The sequence below is a fragment of the Pectobacterium versatile genome, assembly GCF_020166435.1.
In the GTDB taxonomy this organism is placed as follows: Bacteria; Pseudomonadota; Gammaproteobacteria; order Enterobacterales; family Enterobacteriaceae; genus Pectobacterium; species Pectobacterium versatile.
This window is the reverse complement of sequence record NZ_JAINZP010000001.1, coordinates 472,660-488,891: the sequence shown is the minus strand read 5'-3', so window position 1 is coordinate 488,891 and position 16,232 is coordinate 472,660. Positions and strand designations below refer to the sequence as shown.

Below are 16,232 nucleotides of genomic sequence, written 5' to 3'. Positions count from 1 at the left end.
AACAGATTCAGGTTAGCGCAGTGGCTTAATTTGTCTCTTTAGGCTCAACTCTGCCTGCGTGACTCTCCAGCCCGCGCAATAGCGCAGCAAGGTTAGCATCAAGAGAAGCCAGAACCTCGGCAGGCAGCACCGATAACACCTGACGCTCATTCTCAATGTGTGCTTCAACCGCGCGGTTAATCAGTTCAAGCCCCGTGCTAGTGAGTTGCACGAGCATACTGCGTGCATCCTGTTCGTTCTGCACGCGTTCGATAAACCCGCGGGTTTCAAGGCGTTTGAGTCGGTGAGTCATGGTACCTGACGTTACCATCAGCGCGGAGAACAGCTCCGTCGGGCTAAGGCAATGCGGCGCACCTGCACGCCGCAGCGTAGCCAGCATATCAAACTCCCAACTGCTCAGTTCAAATCTGGAGAAACAGGCTTCCAGCCGCAGTTCGATGAACGCGGCACATCGTCTGAGGCGTCCAATCGGCCCCATGGGGCTGGCATCCAGATCGGGCCGCTCGCGCCGCCACTGTTCAAGGATGGCATCTACCGCATCATATTCGCGTTCGCTGGTTTGATTTTTCATTTATCTTGACTTCAAGGTAATTAATCAACACTATCATGATATCTTGAATTGAAGGTAAAGTCATGAACACTACATCCTCACCACACTATTGGCGTGACGTCATACTCACGGCGCTGGCTCCCGCGATTTGGGGATCTACCTACATCGTGACATCAGAAATTCTGCCACCGGATCGCCCCTTTACGGCGGCGCTTATCCGCGTGCTGCCTGCGGGTCTACTGCTGCTCTTATTCACTCGCCGCTTCCCCGCCCGGCGAGACTGGTGGCGCGTGCTTGTGCTCGGCGCTTTGAATATCGGCGTTTTTCAGGCACTGCTGTTTGTCGCGGCTTATCGCTTGCCTGGTGGGCTGGCGGCGGTACTTGGTGCGATCCAACCGCTGCTGGTTATGGTATTGGTCTGGGCCGTGGATCATCGCGCGCCCAGACTGGCTACGCTGTGGTCGGCGATAATCGGTGTGGTCGGCATGGCTATTTTACTGCTGTCGCCGCAGACGACATTTGAGCCCGTGGGCGTCGCGGCCGCGCTGCTGGGTGCGGTCTGTATGGCGACGGGAGTCTGGTTAACACGTCGCTGGCAACTTGATTTACCCGTGCTGCCGCTGACCGGCTGGCAACTCTTCCTCGGCGGATTGATGCTGGCTCCCGTGGCGTGGGTAGTCGATGCTCCTCTGCCTGCGTTAACGCTGTCGCAATACGCCGCCTATATCTATCTCTGCTTGGCTGGTGCTGTGATCTCTTATGGGCTGTGGTTTCGTGGCATAACCCGTCTGCCGACAATTGCCGTTGCGTCATTGGGATTATTGAGTCCGCTGACCGCCGTGGTACTGGGTTGGGTGTTACTTTCACAGTCGATGACCGGTACGGCGTTTCTGGGTTTGGCAACCGTATTAGCCAGCGTCTTCGCCGTGCAATGGACGACGGCGCGAGGTAAATAATCAGTAAAATAACCGACGATAATTGCTATCGTCGGCTACCTTAAACATCCGGTGCTAATATCTTACTGCAACCGATTTTCTGATACCGGAAATTTATGCTCATGATAGCTGACCGAGCAATATTCAGTATTTTCGGACGCTGCGCGTTAAGTTCATTTTTAAGCGATTGTAATGTGCAGAGCCGAAAAACATCTGAGTCTACCGATTGATGTTGTTAGTCTATTCCCAAATTTTCTTTTATTTCCTCTGGGAGAAAAACTAACATGCCATTAGCCAGAATCATTCCATCAAGTTTGATTTGATCGTCTGATGCAGGATTTTCACATGCTATATAATCATCATAAAATTTATTAAGGGTTTTTATAGCGATGAATAACGGATCGTTTTTTGCCCCCTCCTTAATTCCAAAAGAAGACTTACATAATTTTTTGGCTATTTTTGCGTTTGCGGCAGCAACAGCAACACTTTCAGGAATATTATCTTTATTAAACTCATCAAAATATCTAGAGAATCCCTCCTGCCTTTGATAACCAGGGGCTGACATCCCATCATAAATAATGTTGCATGCAAAATTGTATCGGCAACAGTTCCAATGTAATTCTCTGTCTTCTGCCGTTATTTTTTGTATTCTCTGCTCGTCAACTGTCAATACAAAGGCGTTTGATTTTGAAAAATTTTCATTATTTTCAAAAACTTCCCCAGACAATCCAAAACTCTCCCAGTCAGTATCTCCCGTTTTCATTGCTGCCATACCAAATTTAACTTGCAATATCTGAAGCTCTTTTTTGGATGTACTATCCAAATTTTTATCTTTATTTAATATTTTTTCCACTTTATTGAGAGATTCAAACACCTCATTATTCAGCTCATCCTTTCTTTTTTTATCTATTTTACGATCACTAAATATTTCTTTTTCTATTTTTAATAATGTATTATTAATTCCTTTTATAACATCTGAAATATTATAATTGCTTGTATAACTAGACATTGAACTGGTTGCGTTAATTTTCAAAATACGCTCCTTAATAAATACCCACTAATGAAGTGGAATAGGTATAGAGGTGCACTGTCAGGGCGCCCGCATGAACGCACTCTAAACAACTTGCTCAGCTGAGCAAAAAGAATACAAACCAAGCCATCCAGCCGACAAAAAAATTGAACGTCAACAGTAAATTGGTGTTGGCCAGAGGTCGTCTGAGGTTCACGAGTATTGAAACAAGCCTTGGATAGTGGATGCACAGGTATGATGAGTATACGGCGGCATTATGATAACGCCGCCATTTTTATCATATCTAGCGACGGTTACGTACTAACTGGTAGCGACGCGTCAGATACTCGACCGGTGCGCTCCAGATGTGAACCAGACGGCAGAACGGGAACAGAACGAACAGCGTCAGACCCAACACGATGTGCAGCTTAAAGATCAGCGCAACACCCGCCAGATGCTCAGATGCTCCACCCTGGAAGAACGCCACGCTCTGCGCCCAACCGACCAGTTTTAGCATTTCACTGCCGTCCATATGCTGTGCAGAGAACGGGATGGTCAGTAGACCCAAACCCGCCTGAATCACCAGCAGAGACAGAATGAGAATGTCGCCAACGCTGGACGTGGCACGAATGCGTGGGTTAGTCAGACGGCGTTTTAACAGCAGCACGCCACCGACAAACGTCAGCAGACCTGCCGCACCACCGCCGAACATCGCCATTTTCTGTTTTACATCCATTGGCAGGAAGGCTTCGTACATCCAGTGCGGCGTCAGCATACCGAGGAAGTGCCCAGCAAATACGCCCAGAATCCCCAGATGGAACAGGTTAGACGCCAGACGCATCCCTTTCTTATCCAGCATTTGGCTCGAACCTGCGCGCCAGCTGTACTGGCCGTAGTCATAACGCAACCAGCTGCCAATCAGGAAAATCGCCATCGCCAAGTAGGGATAGATGTCAAAAAAGAACACATTACTGAAGTTGATAAATGAAGAGTTCGTGATTGCACTCATTAGCGTTGCCCTCCCGCCGATGTCGCGTCAAGATTCAGATATTGCGGCACCACCGCGCCAGCGAAGCGGCGTTGGTGTTGCGTTTGTTGGGCCGATGCGCAGCCTTCTTCGCCAAGGAACTTAACCTGTTCCTCTTCCCACACGGCATCCAGCGCCTGCGGCGTGTCGTCACGCGCTTCGTCAGCCACCTGATGTGTGACATCGTCACTTTTCAGGTCACTACCGGACAACGCCAACAGCAGATCGAACAGCGTGGCATAGCTGCTGTCACGCTGCTGCAAACGCGCGCCAATCAACGCCAGAATCGGCGCGATGTCGAGTAAACCCGCGCGACTCTGCGCGGGCTCCAGACGAGAAAGGTACTCAAGATACAGCGGCAGGTAGTCCGGCAGCTCACGGCAATCCAGCGCCAGACCGGCATCCTGATATTGCTGCATGAGATCGACCATCGCCTGACCACGGTCGCGAGACTCACCGTGAACGTGTTCGAACAGCAGCAGCGAGGTCGCCCGACCGCGGTCAAACAGGCCGCTATATTCCGCCTGTTTGTCCAACAGATCCTGCGCACACAGCGTATTAATGAACTGCATGAGCTGATGACTCTCACGCAGCGGTAAAGCATCAGCCTGCTCTACCGCTTCGATCAACTCAGCCCGGTTTTCCCACAGCTCGCTATCGGGATAGTCCAGCAGGCGGGCAATAATCCGCAGGCTAATCATGGTTCGTCTCCCGCATGATTTTGCTGTTCATATCGCGCGTTTTGCTGCTGACATCGATGGCATCAATACGTTTGCTGTTGAACAGATTGAATTTGGTATCGCTGCCGTGGCAGCCATCGCCAAAGCTGAAGCCGCAGCCTTTGCTTTCTGGGAATGCTTCACGCGCCAGTTCACGATGGCTTGATGGAATCACGAAACGGTCTTCGTAGTTCGCAATTGCCAGATAGCGGTACATTTCCTGCGCCTGCGCTTCAGTCAGCCCAACTTGCTCCAGCGCGCTGGTATCGATTTTGCCTTCTACGGTTTCTGCACGTTTGTAGTGACGCATCGCCAGCATACGTTTCAGCGCCAGCAATACGGGCTCGGTATCGCCTGCGGTCAGCAGGTTCGCCAGATATTGCACCGGGATACGCAGGCTTTCGACGTCCGGCAATACGCCAGTGTGCGCCAATTGACCCGCATCCGCGGCAGACTGAATCGGTGACAACGGTGGCACGTACCACACCATCGGCAGCGTGCGGTATTCTGGGTGCAGCGGCAGCGCCAGCTTCCAGTCCATCGCCATTTTGTACACCGGCGACTGTTGTGCCGCTTCAATGACGCTGTTTGGAATGCCATCTTTCAGCGCTTGTTCAATGACTTTCGGGTCGTGCGGGTCAAGGAACACATCCAGTTGGCTCTGGTACAGATCTTTCTCGTTTTCCACAGAGGCCGCTTGCTCGATGCGGTCTGCATCATAGAGCAACACGCCCAGATAGCGGATACGTCCGACGCAGGTTTCTGAACAGAGCGTCGGTTGACCGCTTTCGATACGCGGGTAGCAGAAAATACATTTTTCTGATTTGCCGCTCTTCCAGTTGAAGTAGATTTTCTTGTACGGGCAACCGGTCAAGCACATACGCCAGCCGCGACACTTGTCCTGATCGATCAGGACGATGCCGTCTTCGCCGCGTTTGTAGATCGCGCCGCTCGGACAGGTTGCCACACACGCAGGGTTCAAGCAGTGCTCACACAGACGCGGCAAATACATCATGAACGTGTTTTCGAACTGGCCGTACATCTCTTTCTGCATGTTGTCGAAGTTTTTATCCTTCGAACGCACGCTGAATTCACCACCCAGATCGTCTTCCCAGTTCGGGCCGTTCTCGATTTTCTTCATCCGCTGACCGGTAATCAGCGAGCGCGGACGGGCGACAGGCTGGTGCTTACCTTCCGGCGCTTTACGCAGATTCTGGTAGTCGTAGTCGAACGGCTCATAGTAGTCGTCGATTTCCGGTACATCTGGGTTAGCGAAGATTTTGGACAACACGCTGATACGGTTACCCATACGCGGTTCGAGCTTGCCGCTGATTTTACGGATCCAGCCGCCCTTCCATTTTTCCTGATCTTCCCAGGCATGGGGATAACCCACGCCCGGTTTGGTTTCGACGTTATTGAACCAGGCGTATTCCATCCCTTCACGGCTGGTCCAGACGTTTTTACAGCTAACGGAGCAGGTGTGACAGCCGATGCATTTGTCCAGATTCAGCACCATGCCCACTTGTGAACGAATTTTCATCAGGCTTTCTCCTGCTGTACCGCTTTCTGTACATAGTCCTGGCCTTCATCATCCAGCCAGTCGATGCGTTTCATTTTACGAACCACGACGAACTCATCACGGTTTGACCCGACGGTGCCGTAGTAGTTAAAACCATAAGCCAATTGGGCATAGCCACCGATCATATGGGTCGGTTTCGGCGTGATACGGGTTACCGAGTTGTGAATACCGCCGCGCTGCTGGGTAATTTCCGATCCCGGCAGGTTAATAATGCGTTCCTGCGCGTGGTACATCATGGTCATTCCCGCTGGCACACGCTGGCTGACAACCGCACGCGCCGTCAGCGCACCGTTGGCGTTAAACGCTTCTACCCAGTCGTTATCCGCAATACCCAAATCGCTGGCATCGTCTTCGCTCAGCCAGATAATCGGGCCGCCGCGACCCAGCGTCAGCATCAACAGGTTGTCGCTGTACGTGGAGTGAATGCCCCATTTCTGGTGTGGCGTCAGGAAGTTCAGCGGTTTTTCCGGGTTGCCGTTAGGTTTCTTATTCATCACCGGCTCAGCCGCACGGGTATCAACCGGCGGACGGTATACCAACAGGCTTTCACCGAAGGCACGCATCCACTCATGATCTTGATACAGCTGCTGGCGACCGGACAGCGTACGCCACGGAATCAGCTCATGAACGTTGGTATAACAGGCGTTATAGGAAACGTGTTCGTCTTCCAGACCAGACCAGGTCGGGCTGGAGATAATCTTGCGCGGCTGCGCCTGAATATCACGGAAGCGAATTTTCTCGTCTTCTTTATTCAGTGCCAGATGCGTGTGATCACGACCGGTGAATTTGCTCAGCGCTTCCCACGCCTTCACGGCCACCTGACCATTGGTTTCCGGGGCCAGAGACAGAATCACTTCTGCCGCATCGATCGCCGTTTCAATCTTCGGACGACCTGCCGCCGCACCGTCAGCCTTGGTGTAGTTCAGTTTTTTCAGGAAATCGACTTCGGTCTGTGTGTTCCAACCGATGCCTTTACCGCCGTTGCCCAGCTTGTCCATCAACGGACCAAGCGAGGTGAAACGTTCGTACAGGTTCGGGTAATCGCGCTCCACCATCATCAGGTGGGGTGCAGTTTTGCCCGGAATCAGATCGCATTCGCCTTTTTTCCAGTCATCCACGCCGAACGGCTGCGCCATTTCTGCCGGGGAATCGTGTTGGATTGGCAAGGTAACCAGGTCGGTTTCCTGACCAAGGTGTCCCTGACAGACGCGGGAGAAGGTTTTCGCGATGCCTTTGTAGATTTCCCAGTCGCTTTTGGAATCCCACGCCGGATCGACAGCCGCAGATAGCGGGTGAATAAACGGATGCATATCCGAGGTATTCATATCGTCTTTTTCATACCAGGTTGCCGTTGGCAGGACGATGTCGGAATACAGGCAGGTGCTGGACATACGGAAATCAAGCGTCACCACCAGATCCAGTTTGCCTTCAACGCCTTGATCGCGCCATTCCACTTCTTCCGGCTTCACACTGCCCGCCGTGCCCAGATCTTGCCCTTGAATACCGTGCTCCGTACCCAGCAGGTACTTCAGCATGTATTCGTGGCCTTTACCGGAGGAACCCAGCAGGTTAGAACGCCAGATGAACAGGTTGCGCGGGTAGTTTTGCGGACTATCCGGCTGTTCAGCGGCAAATTTAATTTCGCCTGATTTCAATGCGGCAATGGTATATTCCTGCGGCGTAACACCGGCAGCACGCGCTTTTTCTGCGATATCCAGCGGGTTAACGTTCAACTGCGGTGCAGATGGCAACCAGCCCATACGTTCGGCACGCACGTTGAAGTCAATCATGCTGCCAGTAAAGCGGGATTTATCCGCCAGCGGTGACAGCAGTTCCTGCGGCGCGACGGTTTCATAACGCCACTGGCTGGAATGGTTATAGAAGAACGACGTACTGTTCATGTGACGAGGCGGACGCTGCCAGTCCAGACCAAACGCCAACGGCGTCCAACCGGTTTGCGGACGCAGTTTTTCTTGTCCGACGTAGTGCGCCCAACCACCACCGCTCTGACCGACACAGCCGCAGAAAATCAGCATGTTGATAATGCCGCGGTAGTTCATGTCCATGTGGTACCAGTGGTTGATACCGGCACCGACGATGATCATCGAACGACCGTGCGTTTTATCGGCGTTATCCGCGAATTCACGCGCAATGCGGATGATGTTCTGACGAGAAACACCAGTAATTTTCTCAGCCCAGGCTGGGCTATACGCTTTCACATCGTCGTAATCACGCGCGCAGTTCTCATCGCCCAGACCACGATCCAGACCGTAGTTCGCCATCGTCAGGTCATACACGCAGGCAACCAGCGCTTCGCTACCGCCAGCCAGTGTCAGACGCTTAACCGGCAGTTTGTGCAGCAGGATTTCTTCTAGCGCAACGTTGTTGAAATGTTCGCTGACCGCGCCGCCAAAATACGGGAAGCCGACATCAACCACATCGTCGTGCGACCCCAGCAGGCTCAAGCGCAGCTTCACTTCTTCGCCGCTCACGCCGTCGCGTTGTTCCAGGTTCCATTTGCCCTGATCGCCCCAACGGTAGCCGATCGATCCTTGCGGAGCCGTCAGGTTGCCGCTTTCATCGTCAATCGCGATGGTTTTCCACTGCGGGTTGTTGTCTTGGCCGAGGTTGTCCACCAGATCGGAAGCACGCAGCATACGACCCGCCGCGTAGTAGCCATCTTCACGCGGTTCCAGCAGCACCAGCATCGGTAAGTCAGTGTATTGACGAACGTACTCGCTGAAATACTGGCTCGGTTTGTCGAGGTGGAACTCTTTCAGAATAACGTGGCCCATTGCCAGCGCCATCGCGCTGTCGGTACCTTGTTTCGGGTTCAGCCAGTGGTCGCACAGCTTGGCGATTTCAGCGTAGTCCGGCGTAACCGCAACGGTTTTGGTGCCTTTGTAGCGGACTTCCGTAAAGAAGTGGGCATCTGGCGTACGGGTTTGCGGAACGTTAGAGCCCCAGGCAATGATGTAAGAGGAGTTATACCAGTCTGCCGATTCCGGTACGTCAGTCTGCTCACCCCAGGTCATTGGTGACGCAGGTGGTAAGTCACAGTACCAGTCATAGAAGCTCAGGCACACGCCGCCGAGCAGAGAAAGGTAACGCGCACCCGCCGCGTAGGACACCATCGACATTGCAGGAATCGGTGAGAAACCGATAACGCGGTCTGGGCCATAGGTTTTGGCGGTGTAAACGTTAGAGGCAGCGATCAGCTCGTTAACTTCGTTCCAGTCAGAACGAACGAAACCACCACGGCCACGAATTTGTTTGTAGTATTTGGTTTTTTCGGGGTCATTGACGATGGACGCCCAGGCATCAACCGGATCGCTGTACGTCAGTTTCGCTTCACGCCATAGCTTCATCAGGCGCTTACGCATCATCGGGTATTTCAGGCGGTTGGCGCTGTAAAGATACCAGGAGTAGCTGGCACCGCGCGGGCAGCCGCGAGGTTCATGGTTAGGCAGGTCCGGGCGGGTACGCGGGTAGTCAGTCTGCTGCGTTTCCCACGTCACCAGACCGTTTTTCACATAAATCTTCCAGCTACATGAACCGGTACAGTTTACCCCGTGGGTAGAACGTACGATTTTGTCATGCTGCCAGCGACTGCGATAGCCGTCTTCCCAGTCACGATTGGTATTGAGGGTCTGGCCATGACCATCAGAAAACGGTTCGGCCAGTTGTTTGAAGTAACGTAACCGGTCAAGGAATTTGCTCATCCGGACTCTCCTGCTGCGAAGCCTGCTGGCCCCTGTCGTTATGAAATGCTCGTAGCAGACATCTGTTTTTGCTTACGACACATCGCTCAAGTTGGCGCTAGGGTATCCAGCAACCGCGTTGTCAAACTTGATAACGATCAAGAGTGTCACCCTGTGAAAAACGGAGTACATCGCCAACTACCACCAAAGAATTATTATGAAAAAATTACGTAATTAAATGATTTTAAAAGATAAAAATAAAACCATTCGTTTTGTGCTTATACTGAATTCATACACACGACTATTTAGAGGTAGTAGTCGAAAGGCGACGGGAAATTGTGCGCAAAAGAGAGATTACCTATTAGTTCTCTGTCCTTATTTTTCTGGCGTAAAAATGATGCTGAGGAGAGATCGGACTTAGGATGAGCCGCAGGGATGCGGCGAAAGCTTGCGCCACGTCGGGAACGTGTCGCAAGCGATCCGCAAAGTCCGATACCGACGAAGGCACCGCGTCAGCGGCATAATTTCCGCCGAAAGCCTGGGGTCACGGGGCGAGCGGCGATTGAGCCGCCCCGTGTCGGGCGCGTGCTACTGAGTAGCATGAACATGACGGTATTACCGCGCACGAAATCGTCTCTTAGCCAGCATAAATAAAAATGTGGCTAAGAGACACCCAGCCAAAGGGAGGAACGAGGAGGTTCAACGCTTAGCGTTGCTTTCTGGCATAGAACAGCCAGGTCACCAATACGCACACCACGTAGCACACCACAAACACCTTCATCGCGCCGGTAGGTGAACCCGTTAACTCAAGCGACATCCCAAAGGCTTGGGGAATGAAGAAACCGCCGATAGCGCCAATGGCCGAAATAAAGCCCAGAGCCGCTGCAGTATCCGTGGCTGCTGCACGCTGTGCGTCAGAATCATTGCCGCCTTCCGATTTAACGCGATCTGCCGTTAATTTGCGGAAAATCACGGCGATCATCTGGAACGTGGATCCACTACCCAGACCGGCCGTCAGGAACAGCATCATGAAGATGCCAAAGAACATCCCGAATGAACCCGCAGAGTTCGCACTCGGCAGAGACAGGAACAACAACACCGAGAAAATCGACATCAGGATGAAGTTAATCAGCGTAACTTTTACACCGCCAAAGCGGTCAGACAGCATTCCGCCAACCGGACGCGCCAACGCCCCCAGCAGCGGCCCAAAGAACGCATAGTACAGAATCACGATGTCTGGGAACTGCGTTCTGGACAGCATGCCGAAGCCTGCTGAAAAACCGATAAATGAGCCAAATGTGGACAGATACAGGAAGCTGAGTACCCACAGGTGCATTTGCTTCAAAACCGGCAACTGCTTGCGTATCGACGCATTGGCAGTCGACAAATCGTTCATACCAAACCAGGCAGCGGTTGCAGCAATAACCAAAAATGGTACCCACATCCAGGCGGCATGATGCAGCCAAATCTGGTTGCCATCAGGTTGCACAACGCCATTGCCGGAGAATCCCAGAATCGGCAGGAAAATCACCACTGGTACCAGCAACTGCATCACGCTCACGCCGAGGTTGCCCAGTCCGCCGTTAATGCCTAACGCACTGCCCTGACGTGATTTCGGGAAGAAGAAGCTGATGTTCGCCATGCTGGACGCGAAATTAGCGCCCGCGAAGCCACACATCAGAGAAATTGTGACGAAAACGCTGTAAGGCGTCTGCGGATTTTGTACGGCAAACCCGAGCCAGATACACGGGATAACCAGAATGATGGTACTTAACGTCGTCCAACGGCGACCGCCAACCATGGGGATAACGAAGGAATAAGGGACGCGCAACAGCGCGCCGGAGACGGAAGGCAGCGCAGTAAGCAAAAATAACTGGTCTGTGGTAAAACTAAATCCGACCTTGTTTAGGTTAACGGCTACGGTACTGAAAATCATCCAGACACAAAACGACAACAGCAGGCAGGGCACAGAGATCCAAAGATTACGCTGTGCTATCCGTTGTCCGCCAGATTGCCAGAATTTTGTATCTTCAGGGTTCCATTCCCTTATCAGCGTGCTTTGCGATACTTTTTCGGGTGATGAAGGCTGCGTCATAAAAACCTCGATAAATAAAAACGCGATAGAATTAAGGCGCAACATTAGGGATTACACCGCAGGCAAAGTTGATGCAAATCAACGCGCTGTCAGGTAAAAAAATCGTGTAAAAATAACCACACTCCTTAATGAGTAATAAAAATAGAAAAATAAGCAACGATAATTCAAGCTGTTATATCTCTATTTTTTCTTACTGTCATATCCCCTTTCAAGACATGGATATTCGGTGGTACTCACTAGTGGGTATGGGGTTATCATGTAGGATCGGGAAAAATGCCAAAAGGGTTATCCTTCTCGGTACTGGTTTTCTACTCCTCCAGCAGAGGTCGCTTTATTATGTTGAAACGTTTCCTGCTGCCGCTGTCGCTCGTCAATCAGGTTGCCTTATTGATGCTGCTACTCGGTTTGCTGGGTATTGCAGGTATGTCGGTTTCCAGTTGGATGTCTCAAAGCATCCAAGGGAACGCGCACGCCATTAATAAAGCGGGTTCGCTGCGTATGCAGAGTTACCGCCTGCTCTCAATGGTGCCGCTCTCTGTCGAGAATGAAATTTACCTGCGAGAACTGGAAGAAGACGAAATCAGCAGTGACCTACAGCAGGCAGTACGTCGGGAAGGGCTGAGTGAGCAATTCACTGCACTGCGCGTTTTCTGGTTGGAGAGCCTGCAACCACATCTAAGGCAGGCAACGAATTCTGCTGATGCCTCGGCGGATGTCGCCCGCTTTGTGAAACAGCTGGACGATCTGGTTTCCGCCATCGATCATAAAACCGAACAGCGGTTGAGGATGGTCACGCTGGTACAGCGCATCTTCATCGGCATCATGTTTATTCTGCTGGTCACCACGTTCTTTTACCTGCGTCGCCGCCTGTTGAGACCGTGGCAACGTCTGGTCTCGATGGGACAAGCTATTGGGCAAGGTGATTTCACCCAGCGCGTCGCCATCAACGGCCAAGATGAAATGAGTACGCTGGGACAGGTGCTGAACGGCATGTCGGACGAACTTTCCGCCATGTACCACAGTCTGGAACAACGCGTCGCCGAGAAAACAGCCGATCTGCAACAGAAAAACGATCTGCTTTCTTTCCTCTATCGCGCCAGTAGACGCCTGCATACCGGTGCACCGCTGTGCAGCCGACTGATGCCGATCCTGAACGAACTGCCGTCGTTGACTCCGCTGCGCAATATTCAACTGCGGCTTTATGAAGATAACAATCAGGAACAGTTTCACCAGTTTAGCGATTGCAGCCAGTCGCAGCCGGATCACTGCCCGGATAACAGCTGTCAGAGTTGCGGTATGCAGGTAAAGCGGGAAGAACTGTTGGGTGAACCTCACTGCTGGGATCTGCATGACAAGCACGGACAATATGGCGTCGTGTTAGCCACGCTGCCGGGCAATACCGTACTAAGCCGCGATCAAAACCAGTTACTGAATACCTTATTGGAACAGTTGACCAGCACGCTGGCGCTGGAGCGTCAATCCAACCATCAACAGCAGTTGATGCTGATGGAAGAACGCGCCACGATTGCCCGAGAGTTGCACGATTCTATCGCCCAGTCACTCTCCTGCCTGAAAATTCAGGTGAGCTGCCTGCAAATGCAGGGCGGCGATTTGCCACCCGCATCGCAGCAGCTGTTGACGGAAATGCGGGAAGAGTTGAATACCGCCTATCGCCAACTGCGTGAGCTGCTGACGACGTTCCGGTTGAAGCTGTCGGAATCCGGCTTACTTGCCGCGCTGCGAGCGTCGGTCGATGAATTCGGCAAGCGACTGGGTTATCCCATCGAATTACATTACCGCCTGCCGCCGCAGTCGGTCTCCGCTCATCAAGGCATTCACGTCCTGCAAATTGTGCGTGAAGCGCTGAGCAATATTTATAAACACGCGCAGGCCACACAGGTCGATATTACGCTGCAACTGCGTCAGGGTTACATTGAACTCAGCGTAGCCGACAACGGCATCGGTATTCCTGATGATGCTAGCCGCGCCAACCACTATGGACTTATTATCATGCGCGACCGTGCACGGGGTTTGCACGGCGAATGCATTGTTCGACGCCGGCCGTCGGGGGGCACTGAAGTCAATGTCAACTTCCTCTCCGAATACCGTCACCGGCTGCCATTAACAGGAGAAACTCATGATTAACGAAGATGCCGCCACCCTACTGCTGATTGACGACCATCCCATGTTGCGGAATGGTGTTAAGCAACTCATCAGCATGGACCCAGAATTACAGGTGGCCGGTGAAGCCAGTCACGGCGAACAGGGTGTCGAGCTAGCGGAACAGTTGGACCCGGATTTGATTCTGCTCGATTTGAACATGCCCGGCATGAATGGCTTGGAAACTTTGAATCGTCTGCGGGAAAAATCGCTGTCTGGTCGTATTGTCGTCTTTAGCGTATCCAACCATGAAGACGATGTTGTCAATGCCTTGAAAAATGGTGCCGATGGTTACCTACTGAAAGATATGGAGCCGGAAGATTTACTGGCTGCGCTGCATCAGGCTGCGTCAGGGAAAATGGTACTGAGTGAAACATTGACGCCAATTCTGGCCGCCAGCCTGCGCGAAAGCCGCCACAGCAGCGACCGAGATATTCAACTGCTCACGCCACGCGAACGCGATATTCTGAAATTGCTGGCTCAGGGATTATCCAATAAAGTGATTGCCCGTAAACTCACGATTACGGAAAGTACCGTCAAGGTGCACGTCAAACACCTGTTGAAAAAAATGAAGCTAAAATCACGGGTAGAAGCAGCCGTCTGGGTATTGCAAGAAAAAGTGATTTAATCAAACCGTAACAAAAAAACAGCAATTATCAGCGGTACGGATCAGGCGCTCAGGCGCCCTTCCCACCAAAACTATCCTCGCGCGAGCGAGGATGCCATCATAACAGGTGAAAATATCACCACCCCGCCCAACAAACTAAACGATTAATAAACGACACTGACATTTATAGCTATTATCTTAATTAATGTGATGTTGCTCTCGTCTAAACTAGTCCGTAATCGCATTTTTCGGCTTTTACACCGAGTTAACGTTGAGGAACAACATGAAGAAGGTTAATAAGGAGCGATTTATCGGCCTGGAATGGTTACGATTTTTGCTCGGCTGCTATGTGATGATTTATCACACCGTCCACGTTTATCCCCAGCGTGAGCGCATTCCTTTTTTGAGCGAACTCACCAGCATGGGGTTCTTCGCGACCAGCACGTTCTTTGTCCTGTCTGGTTTTTTGCTAGCACATGTGTACATTAAGGACGGGCGTCTGCGTGAGCCTGTTCGCCAGTTCTGGGCCAAACGCTTCTTTAATCTTTATCCTATCCATATCATTGCTCTGCTGTCTTCTATTGCCGTTGTCACACTCATGCAGTGGCTGGCCGTGCCACCGGAAGGACAGGTCGCCAGCGCGCGCTTCGTCATTTATGACACCAACGATCCTACGGCCGATCCCGAAACGCTGCGCCATTACATGACAAATGCTCAGTTGGCGTTCAACGGGGTATTGCAGGTTCTGATGTTGCAGGCATGGAACCCTTATTTCCTGACCTTCAATGCCCCGCTGTGGTCGCTTTCTACGCTGTTCTTTTTCTATCTGGCATTCCCATTGTTAGCTCCGCGTCTGTTAAACAGCCGTCATCCGTGGCTGTGGATGGGGATCGTCTGTTTGCTGTATTTGCTGCCGCCGATTTGGGTTATTTGGCAGCAGCAGTTCGGCATGCCATACACCGGATTATTACAGCGTGGGCCGATTTTCCGTTTACCAGAATTCCTGGCTGGGATTTTAGGCTATGCGCTGTTCCGCCATTATCGTCAGAAAGATCGTTCACCGCTGACCAAAGGCCAATGCTACGCGGTCGCCTTCTTTATTGGTGTCAATTTCCTTGTCGCCACTTGGTTGTTCACAAAAGGTGAGGCCTATTGGTACTTCCTGCTGCACAACGGTTTGCTCCTGCCGGCTCAGGTTGGTCTGGTCTGTCTCAGTGCGCTGGCGCGTGAACCTGACAGTGAATGGCTGCGGCACTGGTCGCCCCGACTGGGAGCAGCCTCGCTCTCCATCTTTGCGCTGCATGTTCCACTCTTCAATCTGTTCCGCACGTTGGAACAACTGGTGCGCGGTAACCCGATGGCCTGCTTCAGCGATTGGGATCAGTGTATTGCCGCTGCAGGTCAGGTACAGCTATCCATGACGGGCTACATCATTTTCCTGCTCAGCACCGTGACGCTCTGCGTTCTTTTCCAGGAACGAATCGTGTTCCGCGCAAGGACGCTCCTAATCGCACGTTTCCTTAGCAACAACAGCGCATCCCGCACGCAGCGCACCGCATAGCGCCATCTATCGCACACGCTCTCTGGCCTTAAACCGCCAAGGCCAGAGAGAATCATCTCCCATACGATCAATTCTCTTCCCTCCGACCCAAAACGTGACAGATATCGCGTTATAGCTGTTAATCATCAATAGCTCCTTTTATAACTATTTACATTCTAACCAATTTTCGTTTTCGGGTAGAGCATCGCTCCGATTCCTGTTAATGTTTGCCGCTCCGGACTAAACCGGTTCGTTATCAACGGCTGTGCGTCTTTGACGGACATCTCAATACCTGTCACCACGGTTTACT

Annotated in this window: 12 protein-coding genes; 5 read left to right on the top strand and 7 right to left on the bottom strand. The window is 52.0% G+C overall.

What is annotated here, in order from left to right; translation table 11 throughout:
* Positions 1-25: 25 nt before the first annotated feature.
* On the bottom strand, positions 26-571 hold the full coding sequence (locus K7X24_RS02140) for a MarR family winged helix-turn-helix transcriptional regulator (protein WP_224552609.1): 546 nt from the start codon (positions 569-571) through the stop codon (positions 26-28).
* A 62-nt stretch (positions 572-633) separates the two neighbouring features.
* On the opposite strand from K7X24_RS02140, the gene K7X24_RS02135 reads away from it, so the two are divergent.
* A complete protein-coding gene (locus tag K7X24_RS02135) occupies positions 634-1,506 on the top strand; it encodes an EamA family transporter (protein ID WP_224552607.1) in 873 nt (290 codons plus the stop codon).
* Between the two features lie 214 nt (positions 1,507-1,720).
* Here K7X24_RS02135 and K7X24_RS02130 read toward each other — a convergent pair whose 3' ends face one another.
* The 5 genes from K7X24_RS02130 to K7X24_RS02110 all read right to left on the bottom strand — a co-directional run bounded on the left by K7X24_RS02130 (position 1,721) and on the right by K7X24_RS02110 (position 9,541).
* The gene (locus K7X24_RS02130) at positions 1,721-2,518 is read right to left on the bottom strand and encodes a hypothetical protein (protein ID WP_224552605.1); all 798 of its coding nucleotides are present in this window, start codon (positions 2,516-2,518) and stop codon (positions 1,721-1,723) included.
* Between the two features lie 280 nt (positions 2,519-2,798).
* Positions 2,799-3,476 (bottom strand): respiratory nitrate reductase subunit gamma, encoded by a 678-nt coding sequence (narI, locus tag K7X24_RS02125; RefSeq protein WP_048257273.1) that lies wholly within the window; start codon positions 3,474-3,476, stop codon positions 2,799-2,801.
* 26 nt (positions 3,477-3,502) lie between these two features.
* On the bottom strand, positions 3,503-4,222 hold the full coding sequence (gene narJ, locus K7X24_RS02120) for a nitrate reductase molybdenum cofactor assembly chaperone (protein WP_039471805.1): 720 nt from the start codon (positions 4,220-4,222) through the stop codon (positions 3,503-3,505).
* Positions 4,215-5,780 (bottom strand): nitrate reductase subunit beta, encoded by a 1,566-nt coding sequence (gene narH, locus K7X24_RS02115; RefSeq protein ID WP_039471803.1) that lies wholly within the window; start codon positions 5,778-5,780, stop codon positions 4,215-4,217. The genes narJ and narH overlap by 8 nt, the downstream gene beginning before the upstream one ends.
* Positions 5,780-9,541 carry a nitrate reductase subunit alpha gene (locus K7X24_RS02110; RefSeq protein ID WP_224552603.1) on the bottom strand — a complete coding sequence of 1,254 codons (3,762 nt, stop codon included), beginning with the start codon at positions 9,539-9,541 and terminating at the stop codon, positions 5,780-5,782. Before K7X24_RS02110 ends, narH begins: the two co-directional genes overlap by 1 nt.
* A gap of 414 nt (positions 9,542-9,955) precedes the next feature.
* Between K7X24_RS02110 and K7X24_RS02105 the strand changes: the two genes are divergently transcribed.
* On the top strand, positions 9,956-10,174 hold the full coding sequence (locus tag K7X24_RS02105) for a hypothetical protein (protein ID WP_224552601.1): 219 nt from the start codon (positions 9,956-9,958) through the stop codon (positions 10,172-10,174).
* Positions 10,175-10,226: 52 nt separating this feature from the next.
* Here K7X24_RS02105 and K7X24_RS02100 read toward each other — a convergent pair whose 3' ends face one another.
* Positions 10,227-11,615, bottom strand: coding sequence for a NarK family nitrate/nitrite MFS transporter (locus tag K7X24_RS02100; RefSeq protein WP_103861084.1), 1,389 nt, complete (start codon positions 11,613-11,615; stop codon positions 10,227-10,229).
* 336 nt (positions 11,616-11,951) lie between these two features.
* Here K7X24_RS02100 and narX point away from each other — a divergent pair, with 336 nt between their 5' ends.
* The 3 genes from narX (at position 11,952) to K7X24_RS02085 (ending at position 15,943) form a co-directional block, all read left to right on the top strand.
* Positions 11,952-13,760: a nitrate/nitrite two-component system sensor histidine kinase NarX gene (gene narX, locus K7X24_RS02095; protein ID WP_224552833.1), complete on the top strand. Its 1,809-nt coding sequence runs from the start codon at positions 11,952-11,954 to the stop codon at positions 13,758-13,760.
* Positions 13,753-14,403, top strand: coding sequence for a two-component system response regulator NarL (gene narL, locus K7X24_RS02090; protein WP_011093590.1), 651 nt, complete (start codon positions 13,753-13,755; stop codon positions 14,401-14,403). The genes narX and narL overlap by 8 nt, the downstream gene beginning before the upstream one ends.
* A 262-nt stretch (positions 14,404-14,665) precedes the next feature.
* Positions 14,666-15,943 carry an acyltransferase family protein gene (locus tag K7X24_RS02085; protein ID WP_224552599.1) on the top strand — a complete coding sequence of 426 codons (1,278 nt, stop codon included), beginning with the start codon at positions 14,666-14,668 and terminating at the stop codon, positions 15,941-15,943.
* Positions 15,944-16,232 lie beyond the last annotated feature (289 nt).

Coding starts and splice junctions, on each gene's coding strand:
- K7X24_RS02140 (WP_224552609.1), bottom strand. CDS start 571: ATGAAAAATCAAACCAGCGAACGCGAATATGATGCGGTAGATGCCATC.
- K7X24_RS02135 (WP_224552607.1), top strand. CDS start 634: ATGAACACTACATCCTCACCACACTATTGGCGTGACGTCATACTCACG.
- narJ (WP_039471805.1), bottom strand. CDS start 4,222: ATGATTAGCCTGCGGATTATTGCCCGCCTGCTGGACTATCCCGATAGC.
- narH (WP_039471803.1), bottom strand. CDS start 5,780: ATGAAAATTCGTTCACAAGTGGGCATGGTGCTGAATCTGGACAAATGC.
- K7X24_RS02110 (WP_224552603.1), bottom strand. CDS start 9,541: ATGAGCAAATTCCTTGACCGGTTACGTTACTTCAAACAACTGGCCGAA.
- K7X24_RS02105 (WP_224552601.1), top strand. CDS start 9,956: ATGCGGCGAAAGCTTGCGCCACGTCGGGAACGTGTCGCAAGCGATCCG.
- K7X24_RS02100 (WP_103861084.1), bottom strand. CDS start 11,615: ATGACGCAGCCTTCATCACCCGAAAAAGTATCGCAAAGCACGCTGATA.
- narX (WP_224552833.1), top strand. CDS start 11,952: ATGTTGAAACGTTTCCTGCTGCCGCTGTCGCTCGTCAATCAGGTTGCC.
- narL (WP_011093590.1), top strand. CDS start 13,753: ATGATTAACGAAGATGCCGCCACCCTACTGCTGATTGACGACCATCCC.
- K7X24_RS02085 (WP_224552599.1), top strand. CDS start 14,666: ATGAAGAAGGTTAATAAGGAGCGATTTATCGGCCTGGAATGGTTACGA.